Genomic DNA, 14679 nt, shown 5'->3' with positions numbered 1-14679 from the left:
TTTACCCGGAAATTTGGCTTTTCCTATCAATGATTTCAAGTTTGACTGTAAAGTTGTGTAAAGACCTTGTTTCAATGTTTGAATTTGGAAGTGCATAAAAATGATGAATTTTTGGATCGTCAGCGCCAGTTGGGGTTTCGGTTCGGTTTTGTTCGCGGAACTGGTGCGAGACCTTTATCACTTTGTCAGCCATATTTTTCCCCCTCTGTATCGCTTGCACGTCTGGCATCATCGGGTTTTTCGTCCGGATCTGACGCCGGTTAGCGAGCGAATTTATCGCGACGCCCACTGGCGCAATGATGTGCCAGAAGCTTTGGTGATGCTGAGTTTTGGCCTATTTTTGTGGGTGGTGGCGCATTTTGCTGCCCCAGAACACCAATGGTTTGCCCTGGTGGGTTGTTTGTACACTTTGAGTTTTTTGGCAAGCGCGATCGCCCGGGGAATGGGGTTAGAAGGGGCCGATGAATTGACGGATTTAACCCATACTCCTGGGCCATTTCTTGCCCCACCGTCTCACTGGTTGGTCAATCGAACTTATCACTGGCGACATCATTTTGATAACCAAAATGCTTATTTTTGCGGTACTTTAACTTTGGTGGATCGAATCATGGGCACAGCACTTTCTTTGAAGGGGAAAACGATCGCCGTTACTGGGGCTTCTGGAACTTTGGGGCGATCGCTCTTATTTCAGTTACAAAAAGCGGGGGCAAAAGTCATCGCCCTGACTTCTAGCAATCAAACCCTGACTCTGAATATTAATGGGGAAGAATTGCCGATAAAAACGATTTCTTGGCAAGCGGGTCAAGAATCCGAGTTAGCCAAAGTATTAGAAAAAGTGGATATTTTGGTAATCAATCACGGCATGAATGTTCATGGGGAAAGAACCCCAGAAGCGATCGCGCAATGTTATGAAATTAACGCCTTTTCCGCTTGGCGACTCCTGGAACTATTTCTCACCACGGTGAAAACTAATGAAGATATTGCCCGCAAAGAAATTTGGGTGAATACTTCTGAAGCGGAATCAAATCCTGCGTTTAGTCCCTTATATGAACTCAGCAAACGCACCCTGGGGGACTTAGTAACCCTGCGGCGTTTAGACAGTCCTTGCGTGATTCGCAAACTAATTCTTGGCCCGTTTAAAAGTAACCTCAATCCTATTGGCATTATGTCAGCGGACTGGGTAGCCAAACAAATCGTGAAACAGGCGATCGCGGATACTCGGAATATCATTGTCACCATCAATCCTTTGACCTTTATCACCTTTCCCATCAAAGAATTTTTTGTCAGCACCTACTTTAAACTCTTCACCCGGAAAGCCGCCAAAGTGACAACTGCCGATGAAACTAACCCAGTCAAAATTACTCCGTAGAATTGTAGGTGACAGAGGAACTAAGTTTCTCTTATAGAAATAACCCAGTAGGGGTTTGGATATGCAAACCCCTACATTAGAATTATTGCAAAAGTATCGTTCATCCGGTGGCGGTTTGAAGGGGGTAGTAAAATAAAGGTCTAATCAAAAAAATTAGCCTATTAATAATTAACAAAAAGCTATAAAAAATCAAGATAACATTGTCAAAAAATAAATAATATGTTATAAAATAACAATAATAATGGTAAAAACCAAAACTGGGAACTTAACAAGGAATTAACTGATGAGTAATTTTTGGCAGTTAATAGCAAGCAACACCAACGGGTTCCCAACGATTTTTGTGGGAACTCCCTTAGCGCAAGTTTTGGCGCAAATTTTATCCGATCCCATCAAAGACCCGGTGGCGATTTTCCTGATCATCATGGCGATGATGCTGATCGCTCCCCTGGTATTTGAACGATTAAAATTACCGGGTATTGTGGGCTTAATTTTGGCGGGAATAGTTATCGGGCCTTATGGGTTAGGATTACTCGCAAGAGATAGCACCATCATTTTATTAGGCACCGTAGGATTGCTATTTCTGATGTTTTTAGCCGGTCTAGAAACTAGCTTAGACGATCTGAAATTAAATGCCGATAAAGCCATTATTTTCGGCTTGGCAACTTTCTCAATTCCGATGGTTTTGGGGACAGTGGCGATGCTGTTACTGGGATATGGTTGGTTGGCGGCAATTTTGGTGGCTTCTTGCTTTGCTTCCCATACCCTGCTGGCTTTGCCGGTGGCTAGTCGTTTGGGCATTATGCGGACTCCAGCAGTGACAGCCACTTTAGGCGGAACGCTGATTACGAACGTTTTGGCTTTGTTAGTTTTGGCGGTGATTGTTAAAGCGAAGGCGGGCAATTTAACTCTGAGTTTTTGGTTGTTTCTCATTCCCGCTTTAGCCATTTATACTGTGACAACTTTGTGGGGAGTGCCGAAAATTGGCCGCTGGTTTTTCCGCAGGTTTGGCCATGATGAAGGGGCAGAATTTACGTTTGTTATGGCTACGTTATTTATCGTGTCTTATTTGGCTCAGTTGATTGAAATTGAGGCAATTATTGGGGCTTTTTTGGCGGGAGTTGCCATTACTAAAATTATCCCTAATTTAAGTCCTTTGATGAATCGAATTCAGTTTATCGGCAATACGCTATTTGTGCCGTTTTTCCTGATTTCGGTGGGAATGTTAATTGACCCGATGATTCTGATTAAAGAACCGCGATCGCTCTTAGTGGCAGCGGTAATGATTGGGGCAGAATTGCTGGCAAAATATTTGGCTGCTTGGGGTTCAGGAAAGTTTTTTGGCTGGAAGTTTCCCGAAATAATGGTGATGTTTGGTCTTTCCGGTGCTCAAGCGGCGGCTACTTTGGCCGCAATTACGGTGGCGTATAAAATTGAATTAGTAGATCAATTAACGGTAAATGGAATTATTGGCATGATTCTATTTACTTGCGTCGGTTCTCCTTGGGTGATTGCTCGGTGGGGCAAAGAGGTTAAACCAGAGGAAAAGGTGGTCAGCGACAAACAGCAAAATTTGTCCGACCGGGTTTTAGTTCCAGTGGCTAACCCTAATACGGAAGATAATTTATTGCAGTTGGCAATTTTGCTGACGAAAAAATCTAAAGGTACGTTGCTACCTCTGCACGTTCTTTCTGATAAAAACGACAGGATTTCTCCCCAAGCTAGAATTAAGCAGAGTCAGTTATTGGCGATCGCGGAACAAGCTGCTCATGCAGCCACAGTTAAGGTTGAACCCATTGGTCGCATTGATGCGGCGATCGCTCGCGGAATTGTTCGCAGTGCCACAGAACATAATGCTAGTTTGGTGATTTGTGGGTGGAAAGGCTATTCCACTTATAAGGAAAATTTTTTTGGTAGCACGATCGATAAAATTGTCCGGCGATCGCCTGTCCCGGTTTTAATTACTCGTTGTCCCCAACCGATTAAGAATATTGCCCGAGTCTTTTTAGCGTTAACTCAGACCGAAACTGTATCCTGGGAATTCCAACAAACTTTAGAAATTGCTAAAACCATCGCCGCCGAACTCAAGGCCAAAATTCATTTGTTAATCATCGTTACTGGGGCATCCAATCCAGATTTTTCTTTGGCAACTTTAGGCTTGAGTGAGAATACGCCCATCCAAGAAATCCAGGACAATTTTGTCATGAAAGTTACGAGAATGCTGACCGCTGATGATTTATTAATCTTAACTTCCGGCACCCATCAGTATCATGCGTTTGGATTATCCAATGGATTAGTCGAACCAGAGGCGATCGTCCGCCTTAAACCAGATATTGCCACCATTGTGGTTCATTTTCCTAATCTCAATTAGAAATCAATTTTTGATCCAGGGGAAATCATGCTTTTATTGGCCAAAAAATGCTATATATATAATATTGGCCTAATTCCTGGGAATCCTATCTGGGTGACAAGCCAATTTGCCAAAAACCCAGTTTATTGGGGTATAATCTGTAACTCGCTTTACGATCAATGCAAAAATCTAGATTATCAGCGTTTTTCGGGGATTTATCGGCGCAAAAATCAGGGCATCAATTGACAAAAATTTTACCGAATCAGCCAACAGCAAATTTAGGTAATTTATTGCCTCAATTAGAGATACCTTGGGCAAAACCGGGGTGGTTTGATGCGGCAGAAAGCTGGATTCAAACAGAACTGCAACGTCAAGGGTTGAAGGCGATCGCGCCAATTGAAGTAGTTAAGAATTGGGCATTGGCGATTATTTTACGAGTGCCCACCACTGAGGGGATGATTTATTTTAAAGCTTCATCCCCCCTGTTTGCTCAAGAAGCTGAATTTACTCGTATTTTGGCGCAACGATACCGGCAAAATATTCCCGAAGTTTTGGCCACTTGCCCTGATAAATCTTGGATTTTAATGCGAGAAATAGAGGGGGAAATTCTGGAAAATATGGGCGATATTTTTCACTGGGAAGCAGCGTTACATCAGTGGGCTAAATTTCAGATTTCGGCTATAGAACATCGCTCGGATTTAATTGCCTGCGGTTGGGTAGATTTAGGAGTAGAACATATCGCTAAAACCCTGGAGGGATTATTTGACCCAAGGCTTCGCCTCCCCTGGAATTATGGCAAAAAATTGGCAAATCGAGAATTATTGCAGTTATTACCACTTGTACCGAAACTGCAAAAAGTCCTTGAACAATTCCGGGAACTGAATATCCCTGATACGTTGGTGCATGGGGATTTATCTCCCCGAAATATTTATCTGCGTGACCAAGGTTTTGTCTATTTTGATTGGTCTGATACTTGTATTTCTCATCCGTTTTTTGATTTGATTCGGTTTTTATATGAGATTTCTAAAGATTTGCCCGATGTCACCGATGCCCGATCGCGGATTCGCAATGCCTATTTAGCCCCTTGGACGATTTATGCGCCAATGGAACAATTAGTCTCTACTTTTGAGTTTGCCTCCGCAACTTTGGTGTCTCTTTATGAAGCTATTAGCGATCGCCTATTGCGGGAAAATTGGGGCAACCAGTGGGGCAACCAGTGGGGCAAGCAGTGGGGTAATCACTGGCAGGGGCAAACCGAGTCGGCGGTTTCTTTTTATCTGCAACGATTACTAATTCAAGTGGCTACTTATTTACACTTTTTTCGTCATTCTCAGTAAATGTTTTTACGGGTTAGTTTTTACTGGTTATTGGTGATTGATTATGGAACTTAAATAACCAATCACCAGTAATCAATCACTACTCGTTAGTTGCTGTTTCTAATTTTTGCCCAATCCGAGGTTCGGTTCCGTCGAGAATTCGTTGAATATTGCTACGATGCCGCCAAATTACATAAATTCCTCCGGCGATCGCAAATAAGATGAATGGCAAAGGTTGATGGGTCGCATACATGATTCCGGAAACCGCGATCGCCCCAGCAATGGAACTCAAAGAAACAATTCGGGAAATAGCCAAAGATAAGGCAAAAACCCCCAAGGTTGCTAACCCAACCACCCAAGACATAGCTAACAAAACCCCTAAACTGGTGGCGACGGATTTACCCCCGGCAAAACCTAACCAAATGGATCGACTATGACCGACCACCGCTAATAATCCAGCCGCTGTAATCATCCAGGGTAGCCAACTTTCGAGAATGGGCAACGGGGCAAGTTTAGAGGTGATATCCAGGTAATAAGCCCATTTCACTAAGGCGATCGCCCCCACTCCTTTTAACACATCTACCGACAAAACAAAAATTGCAGGCCCTTTGCCCAGGGTTCGCAACACATTAGTTGCCCCCGTGGAACCCGACCCTTCCTGCCGCAAATCGATTCCTTTGAAGATGCGTCCGACCAAATAGCCTGTGGGAATTGACCCCAATAAATAAGCGGCCAAAAACAAAGATAGATTGAAAATTACCCAATTCATCATAAATAAAATTGCCTTTTCTGTTTCTACTGATTAATTGATTTTACCAGGAGATTTTACCAGGATATCCTCTCGTGGCAGCTTTTGGGCTTGTAGCCACAGGTTTTAACCCGTTCCGGTGGACTATTGATTTATGGCTGCTGAAAAATTGGCATGGGGGAAAACTTTCGCCAAGTCCAGGATAGCATCGCCTAAACCGGGTAAAATAACGGTTTCATTGGGGAGAAATATTTGCTTTTGCCGATAGTCAAATTTGTTACTTTGGGATTTTTGATAGGGATGGCGGTAAACTTCTAGTTGATTTTCGATTAAGTTGAAAATCCAATAGTCATTAATTCCCGATTTCGCATAAAGACCGAGTTTAATTTCGCGATCGTATTCCAGAGAAGAATCGGCAATTTCTATGACTAATAAAATATCTTCGGGAGTAGGATGATTGGCCAAATAATTATCATCGCGGTTGCGGGCGATCGCTAAATCTGGTTCTGGTTCGCTATAGTTAGACAGCATTATTGGGTCTTGGCATCGAACTATGGCGTTATTGCCGATTAATTTTAATATTTCTCGATTTAACAGCGAACAACAAACCGCATGAGGTTTACCTTTAGCAACCATTTTGATAATTTCTCCTTCAATTAATTCAGTGCGATCGTCTGTTTGGAGCATTTCCAGGTCAATTAGGCGATGATATTCCTCAATTGTAAACCGTTTAGCAGTGGCTATAGTCATAGTTTTTACTGTTTTTACTGGAGATTTGGTGAATGTTTTTATAATAGCAAAGTTAAACAGGCAACGGCTGGTAGGGGCAATCCGATGGCGGTGGTTGCCCCGAATTTGGCAACGGATGGTTTGACGGATGGGCAGCGGATGAGCGATCGCCCCTTAATATCTGAATTACGCCACAGAAAAATCTGTTAAATGGCGACTTTTTGGGCGAATAAATCCTAAAACAATATCTGATTTAGGGACTTCTAATTCTAATAGTTCTAAAGCAATTCCTCCTTCGGTCCCATCAAACTCAATCCAAATTTTCTCTTCAATTATTCGCAAATGCAATACAACAGAGTGAACTCGTCCCGTTCGATCCCATCCTATGTCCAACAATAAGTAATTATCGGCGATGCGATCGCAAAGTAATAGGGGTTCAATTTCTCCATGACTTGGTTTATGGTGGGCGTGTTTTTCGAGAAGCTGGATAATGATATTACGGTAATGTTCTATTGTAATTGTCCAGCCATCTTTGCTTAAAGCATTTTTCACTTCGTCGTGATACAGGTCATGTTGAGGCATTTTGGCATTGGGAATTTTGATTTTTTGTTTTTCAGTATATCATTACTGTGCGATCGCCCATCTGAGGAAAGAGGAAAGAGGAAAGAGGAAAGAGAAGGCTGATGAAAATTCTCTCTTCTATCTTCTCTCTTCTCTTCCCTACACCCTACACCCTAAACCCTACACCCTACACCCTAAACAGCGACTCGGTATGATTCGCTATGATGATGATTGTGCTAGGATAAAATCGCCGATCGCATTTACGCGATTTGCACAATACATTGCGCTTGAGAGTTAGCTATGCAGGGGATTTTTTTTAGTGACGAAAATGGGTTAAATCCAAAATTAACGGGGTTGGATTTGTTTACAACTGATTTCACCACAGAAATCAGCCCTGAAATCAGCCCTGAAATCAACGGTGGCAAGATTTCCCGAACTCCGTTAGGAATTGCCCACCAAATTGTCCCAGACACGATTACCGCGATACTGCAACCAACGAGTCAGGAATTGACCGCTATTTCCGGTTTGCCTTCCGTTGACCCGTCAATCGAACCTCTGCCGGAAAATCCGGCAACCGACGCTACAGATCCCGTGACTGGGGAAGGGTTAAACCTCCAAGCGCTACCATTAAGTTTTATTGCTAACCAGGGACAATTCGATCCCACGGTGCATTCGGTGGTCAAAGGAGCAAAACAGGCGATCGCTTTTACTCCCGATAAAATATTATTTAATTCTGCGGATCAATGGCAGTCTGAAAAGCTGCCTAACTTAGTCCAATTAACTTTTCCTGGAGCGAATAAAAATACCCAGATTGACTTTCTAGATTCCCTGCCGGGAGTCAGCAATTTTATCAAAGGCGAAAACCCGGAAAACTGGGTGACGAATGTGCCAAATTATGCCGGATTAATTTATCAAGAACTATACAACGGCATCGATTTAAAATATAGCGGCTTAGACAGTGAACTCAAGAGTGACTTTATTGTGCAACCGGGGGCAGACCCCAGTCAAATTTGGCTGCAATATTCTGGCGTAGAAAATATCAGCATACGGGAAGATGGGGCACTGGTATTAATGACCCCCTTTGGGGAATTAGTGGAAAATGCCCCGATTGTTTACCAAGAAATTAATGGGGAAAAAATTTATATTCCCGCCCAATATATTTTAACCGAAAACCATACCGTTAGATTTGAGATTAGCGAATATAATCCCAACTACACCCTAGTAATTGACCCGACAATTCAATATTCTAGTTATATTGGCGGCAGTCTCCGGGATTCTGTGAGCGATATTGTGGTTAATCGAGCGGGCAATATTATCGTTACAGGTTCGACAAATTCTACGGACTTTCCCACCCAATTTAGCTTCCAAAATCGCTTTGGTGGTGGGGCTTTTGATGGGGATGCTTTTGTCACCAAACTATCTGTAGATGGTTCAGCGGTTGTCTTTTCTACTTTCCTCGGTGGCAGTGGGAATGAAACGGCAAAAAGCATTGCGGTGGATAATGCAGGAGATATTTATATTGGTGGAGTCACGACTTCAGGAAATTTCCCGGTTTTGAATGCTTTTCAAAGAAGTTCTGCGGATGGGATTGCCCCTGAGTTTGGGGGCGATGCTTTTGTCACCAAACTATCAGAAGATGGCAGTCGCTTAATTTATTCTACTTATTTAGGCGGAACCGGGGTGGAAAATGTGGGCGGAATTGCCGTGGATAATACCGGCAGTGTCTCGGTAATTGGCACAACCAGATCCGCAGATTTCCCGGGGCAAAATGCCCTTGATAATCAAAGAGATGGGGATGAAGATGCTTTTATTACCAAGTTTTCTGTGGATGGCACCCGGTTAATTTTTTCTACCTATTTAGGGGGTAGCGATCGCGAATTTGGCGAAGCCATTGTGACAGATAATGGCGGCAATATATATGTGACTGGGGCGACAGAATCCGAAAATTTGCCGGTAGTTGCTGCGGTGCAAAGTACCTTGGGCGGACAGTCTGATGCGTTTGTGGGTAAGTTTGACCCCAATGGAAATGCGATTTTTTTGACCTACTTAGGTGGGGGAGATGTGGATCAAGGATTAGCGATCGCCATTGACCAAAGTCGCAGTGTTTATGTCACCGGAAAAACGGGGTTATCAAACATTGGGCAACCCTTTGCTGCTTCCGAACCCCCCAACCCCCAAAGTGCCAGAAATTTTCCCTTGGTAAATCCATTTCAAATTACATTTTTTGGCGGATATGATGATGCGTTTGTCACTAAGTTAAGTGAAAGGGGCGATGCTTTATTATATTCCACTTATTTAGGCGGCAATGGTACGGATTTAGGGCAGGCGATCGCGGTGGATAATCAAAATAATGTTTATCTGACTGGAACGACAAATTCTAGTGATTTTCCCCGATTGAATGCCTTGCAACCCACCTTTGGGGGCAACCGGGATGCGTTTGTCTTGAAGTTAGCCCCGGACGGGAAAACTTTACGCTATTCCAGTTATATTGGTGGCGGAGATATTGACTCTGGACAGGCGATCGCGCTGGATTTAAATAACAATGTTTATCTCGCGGGATTTACCAACTCTACCGACTTCCCCACCCAGCAACCTTTTCAAGGAACTTTACGGGGAGTTGGCGACGGATTTATCGTCAAAATTCCCCCAGAAACCGGCCCAGTTCCCAATCAATTTGAAAGTTACACTCAATTTGTCCTCAAGGAAAACCTAAGTTTATTATCCTTGTTCTACGATGAAAATTATTATCTCACCAATAATCCCGATGTTGCCCAAGCCGTTGCCGCAGGAGTTTATCCCAACGGATTACAACATTATTTATTGCACGGTCAGTCAGAACGCCGCAACCCCAGTAAATTATTTAACGAAAATCTCTATTTAGCCCAAAATCCTGATGTCGCCCAAGTGGTTGCGGCGGGTGGTTTAAGAAGTGGATTTGAGCATTTTAATCGCTTTGGGTTCGCGGAAGGGCGCGATCGCCGTTTAGTGCTCTTCGATCAGGTGTTTTATTTGGCTACCAACCCAGATGTTGCTGCCGCTGTAGCCGGTGGTGCATTCAAAAGTGCTTATGAACATTACATCACTGCGGGACAATTTGAACGGCGCAATCCTAATCGTTTCTTTGATGACCGATTCTATGTGGAATCTAACCCAGATGTAGCCCAAGCTTTAGCTGCTGGTGCGATTAATAGTGGGTTTGAACATTTTGCCTTTGCTGGGGAAACACAACGACGGCAAGTTAGTCCTGGATATGACGAATCTTTCTATTTAGCGGATAACCCAGATGTGGCAGCAGTGGTGGCTGCCGGTGGTTTACGCAGTGGCTTTGAACATTATATTCGCTTTGGCTTCCAAGAAGGTCGTCCGGGAATTGGTTAAATAATTGGTTAAATCAAAAAAAGGGGCAAAGCATCATGCTTTGCCCCGGTAAATCTAGACTCTTTTCATCCTCTCATCTTAGTCTAAGAATCGGCTTCGATTAATTCTTCTTCATCGATATAGGGTTCAATGCGACGACCGGAAAGCACCAGAATCTTGCCAGAAACAAAACCCGCAATTAAGGCGATCGCCAAGGAAACAAAAATCCCGATAATTTGCGCCATCACATTCATGCCTGATACCACAAACATGGCCGACAATCCGCCAAATAAACCGGGCAAACCATGTAAATACATCACCCCACAAGTATCTTTCTTTTGCAACAATTCTTCTAATTTCGGTTGAATCACGGCAAAGCCAACTACAGATAAAATACCGGCGAAAATTCCAATCATCAAAGCAGTTTGATTTGTCGCATGATCGCACACCGAACCGATCGCCACACCGCCAGCTAAAGTAGCATTAGCAATATCAATCACGGAGATTTTATGGCGTAACAAAACGGTGGCAATATAAGTGGATAAAGTTGCCCCACAAAGGGCCATGACCACATTCAAAACCACCATTGGGATTTGTGCTTCGGGGACTAAAGCCGCACAAAAACTCGGCCAAAAAACCCATAACACCATACTGCCTAACAAAGCGAAGATTTCACTCACATTATCTTCCGGCATGGCATGATCGAATTCTTTTTTGGTGGTCATAGTAAACAACACACCCAGGCCAAAAAATGCGCCGAAAGCATGGATCACAATTGAACCGCCCGTATCCACAAAACTGCCTTGAGGAATTAGACCCAAACCCCCACCTAACACGATCCATTCATTCACCATATAGGGAGGGATAAATAGTAAGCCCAATAATAAATATTGTGGCATTTTTAACCGCCCCAACACTGCCCCAGCACAAATCAACAGACTCACCGTAGCAAATTCAGAAAAAATAAACTTATCGATTTCTAGGGTATGCGCTTCCCCAAATATGCCAAACCCATTAATAAACATATAAAGGGGAATGCCAATACTGACTAATAAATAAGTGGCGGTAGCGGCAGATCGTCCGTAGGTTTTAATGAAGTTCATTAAAAAGCCAAACCCGACCAACGCCATAATCAAAATATGCAGCGATCGATAATATTTTTGTACCTCAAGGACGGCGGATAGGTCATTGGTAGCGGCATATCCGACTTGATTAACTAAGAGGACTCCTAAGATCGACAAGAAGAATAAAACTGCCATACGTTTTATATTCTTCATTCTGGTTCTCCTTTGAATTATTTTGACTGATATTGAGTTGTTTGTTGCCGGAAAGCCGCTCAATTCCCTTGGGGGTAAAGCAAAAAACTACTAATTTCTAAGGGTTTTAACCATATAGAGATGAGCGAAACCTAATGTTTTGTCATTTCTTTTGTCATCTCTTTTGTCATCGTTATTGTCATCTCTTTTGTCATTGATTTTTTCTTCACCAAGGGCTTAACCATTACAGGGATGATCGCGATCAAATTTGCTAAGTTTTACCTTTGATTTTGTTGACAAATGTTGACAATTTGACAAATTTATGACAAATTATTTAGTATTTTCTGGTGAGTAGCCATTCGGCCAATTGTTAGATTTAATTTGATTACAGTGGCAATCAAACAAATTGCTATTTTTATGCTGACCAGAACCTTATTTTGTGAGGATTTATCCCCGTCTATTTCTGGGGCAACTACTCAGGAATTCCTATGACAGACAGGGCTTATGCTATTTGGCATAAATCCTATTTGTGGGAAATCTATATTTCAGAATGCTTCAAGGCTATTTGGTTCTTCAAGAACTTTTTGATAGTCTGTAGTGTACATCACAATATTTTCTCTTGTCAAGATTTTTTTTGTAAAAAAACATTACTGAATTATTAATTAATTACAAAAACGATCGCCTGATAACATTGGCTGGGAATTCAAGTCAGTTTAAATCTGCGATCTTGGCTGACAGGGTGAGCAGATTATCAGAAAAAGTCAGGTAACTCTCACCGAGTCAACAAACAATCATATTCAATTGGGTGATACCAATTGGGTGATACCAATTGGGTGATACCAATTGGGTGATAAATTTAGGTGATAAATTTAGGTGATAAATTTCGGTGATATATTCCTGTTATGGTAAAGCCCCCTTTGCTCAACCAATCAATCAAATAGTCTAATTGTTGATTAATTGATAAAATCGCTAATCGGCGAATCGTCACTTTCCCCAGACTATAAACAAATCGGCGTTGCAAAGCAAAATTAAGGGATGATCTTAGGGATGATCTTGTAGGGGGAATTCCTAAAGGCGGTGGTTACGCCAAAACCCCAAGAGGGGAAGGGCACCGCGATCGCACCCACCGGGGGGACTCACCAAGCCAAACCCACCGCCCCCTGCCGCCAAATCATCCCACTAATGTGCAACCCCCAGCATTGGCTCAATTTTGGCAAATGAAAATAACTATATCTTACCATTAAAAAGTTACCACAATTCTCATTTCTGCTTTGATTGAGATGTAGCCTATTTATTTATAACTATTCAACCGGACATGATATCATGCCTAACATCGAGCAAGTTCAACCGCCGCTAGAATTTATTGCCCCAAAGTTCAATCTGTCGGTCTTCAAAGTTGTAACACCTTTATTGCCTGGATGGCGGAAATTTCAGACCCCGATCGCGAATATCCAAGGGGAAAATCTAGAAACTTTGGCACAGCTTTATCAACAATTTCAACAAGGTAAGATTCGTTTTTTAATCGCCTTTCGGCATCCGAGTACCCATGACCCATTTGCGATCGCCGAACTACTCTGGCACCTTGTCCCCCAAGCCGCCAAACAACAAAACATCTCCTTCAATGCCCCGATTCATTCCCACTTTATCTATGACCGAGGGATTCCCTTGTGGGCTGGATCTCAAGTGGGCTGGCTGTTTTCTCAACTCGGTGGCATTCCCATTCATCGGGGCAAACTGGATCGACAGGGATTAAAAACTGCCAGAGAACTCTTTGCCAATGGAGAATTTCCCATCGCCGCCTCTCCCGAAGGAGGCACCAACGGTCACAATGAAATTATCAGTCCCCTAGAACCGGGAATTGCTCTTATGGGATTTTGGTGTGTAGAAGACTTACTCAAAGCCAACCGCAATGAACAAGTCTGGATTCTGCCCCTGGGGATTAAATATCACTACCTCCAAGACAACTGGTCAGCGGTGGCAGAACTCTTAACGGAAATGGAAGCGGATTGTGGCATTACTGATTTGACTCCGCCCTCACCGCCAACTGCCGCCACCCTATACCCTCGTCTAATTCGCGTGGGCAATCGATTACTCTCGCTAATGGAAAACTTTTACCAACGCTTCTATCATCAAGATTTACCGACCAGTGAAAATGACGAATTGCCCACACGACTGAAAGCCATTTTAGATGTGGCCTTAAATGTGGCAGAAAAATATTTTGATGTCCAGCCCAAAGGGGGCTTAATTGACCGATGCCGTCGCCTGGAACAAGCGGGGTGGGATTGCATCTATCGGGAAGACATTCCTGATGTAGAGAGTCTGTGTCCCATTGAGCGATCGCTTGCCGATCGCATCGCTGAAGAAGCGAATCTGCGGATGTGGCATATGCGCTTAGTGGAAAGTTTTGTGGCGGTGACAGGTCGCTATGTCAAAGAAAACCCTTCATTTGAGCGCTTTGCCGAAACCACTTTACTGGTTTGGGCAACCATGAATCGCATTAAAGGACAAAAAATCAACAAACGTCCCAACCTGGGCAAACAAAAAGTTCAAATGACTGTAGGGGAACCGATTTCGGTTTCCGAACGTTGGGATGTTTATCAAACCAGTCGCCGAGGGGCGGTGGCTAATCTGACCGCTGATTTACAGACGGCCTTGGAACGGATGATTTAAAGGGTTGGGGAGTGTGAACAAGACGGTACAAAAGTCGTTCCGGCCAAGACGGTTTATCCTCAGAACCAGAATTGGTTGAGGAGGCGTTGGTCATTAAATTGGTGGTATAGGAATGCTAACGGTGTCGATGAAAAGGCAACGTCATGACTCATAGGGAGGGGCAGGGGCGATCGCGGTCTTGAAGTAAAAAGTAAAAAGGCGCGACCTGAACTGGTCGTTTTGGTAAGTAGGGTCAGCCCTACCGGGGGAGTCACACCCCCCGCCCTCGCGGAAAGTACCAACAATGGTATAGCCACGCCCAAGTAGGTAACGAAACAGGCGGAGTG

The 14679-nt window shown here is 43.5% G+C and carries 9 protein-coding genes; 5 read left to right on the top strand and 4 right to left on the bottom strand.

Annotated features, from left to right (window positions below):
- Positions 1-100: 100 nt before the first annotated feature.
- The 3 genes from ABWT76_RS10280 to ABWT76_RS10270 all read left to right on the top strand — a co-directional run bounded on the left by ABWT76_RS10280 (position 101) and on the right by ABWT76_RS10270 (position 5053).
- A complete protein-coding gene (locus tag ABWT76_RS10280) occupies positions 101-1369 on the top strand; it encodes a bifunctional sterol desaturase/short chain dehydrogenase (RefSeq protein WP_054466271.1) in 1269 nt (422 codons plus the stop codon).
- A 283-nt stretch (positions 1370-1652) separates the two neighbouring features.
- Complete coding sequence (locus ABWT76_RS10275) at positions 1653-3737, top strand: cation:proton antiporter (protein ID WP_054466272.1); 2085 nt, start codon at positions 1653-1655, stop codon at positions 3735-3737.
- A gap of 158 nt (positions 3738-3895) precedes the next feature.
- Positions 3896-5053, top strand: a complete 1158-nt coding sequence (locus ABWT76_RS10270) for an aminoglycoside phosphotransferase family protein (RefSeq protein ID WP_354636037.1) — start codon at positions 3896-3898, stop codon at positions 5051-5053.
- Between the two features lie 79 nt (positions 5054-5132).
- Here ABWT76_RS10270 and plsY read toward each other — a convergent pair whose 3' ends face one another.
- From plsY to ABWT76_RS10255, 3 genes are all read right to left on the bottom strand, one after another.
- On the bottom strand, positions 5133-5804 hold the full coding sequence (gene plsY, locus ABWT76_RS10265) for a glycerol-3-phosphate 1-O-acyltransferase PlsY (protein WP_354636036.1): 672 nt from the start codon (positions 5802-5804) through the stop codon (positions 5133-5135).
- A 120-nt stretch (positions 5805-5924) separates the two neighbouring features.
- Complete coding sequence (locus tag ABWT76_RS10260; RefSeq protein ID WP_054466275.1) at positions 5925-6530, bottom strand: Uma2 family endonuclease; 606 nt, start codon at positions 6528-6530, stop codon at positions 5925-5927.
- 165 nt (positions 6531-6695) lie between these two features.
- Positions 6696-7091, bottom strand: a complete 396-nt coding sequence (locus ABWT76_RS10255) for an element excision factor XisI family protein (RefSeq protein ID WP_354636035.1) — start codon at positions 7089-7091, stop codon at positions 6696-6698.
- A gap of 339 nt (positions 7092-7430) precedes the next feature.
- Here ABWT76_RS10255 and ABWT76_RS10250 point away from each other — a divergent pair, with 339 nt between their 5' ends.
- Complete coding sequence (locus tag ABWT76_RS10250; RefSeq protein WP_354636034.1) at positions 7431-10448, top strand: SBBP repeat-containing protein; 3018 nt, start codon at positions 7431-7433, stop codon at positions 10446-10448.
- 83 nt (positions 10449-10531) lie between these two features.
- Here ABWT76_RS10250 and ABWT76_RS10245 read toward each other — a convergent pair whose 3' ends face one another.
- Complete coding sequence (locus tag ABWT76_RS10245) at positions 10532-11704, bottom strand: ammonium transporter (protein ID WP_072160738.1); 1173 nt, start codon at positions 11702-11704, stop codon at positions 10532-10534.
- A gap of 1302 nt (positions 11705-13006) precedes the next feature.
- On the opposite strand from ABWT76_RS10245, the gene ABWT76_RS10240 reads away from it, so the two are divergent.
- Positions 13007-14353, top strand: coding sequence for a 1-acyl-sn-glycerol-3-phosphate acyltransferase (locus ABWT76_RS10240; protein WP_054466278.1), 1347 nt, complete (start codon positions 13007-13009; stop codon positions 14351-14353).
- The last annotated feature ends 326 nt before the right edge of the window (positions 14354-14679 follow it).

Source organism: Planktothricoides raciborskii GIHE-MW2 (genome assembly GCF_040564635.1).
GTDB lineage: Bacteria > Cyanobacteriota > Cyanobacteriia > Cyanobacteriales > Laspinemataceae > Planktothricoides > Planktothricoides raciborskii.
The sequence above is the reverse complement of the archived record's forward strand: the minus strand, read 5'-3'. Positions and strand labels throughout refer to the sequence as shown.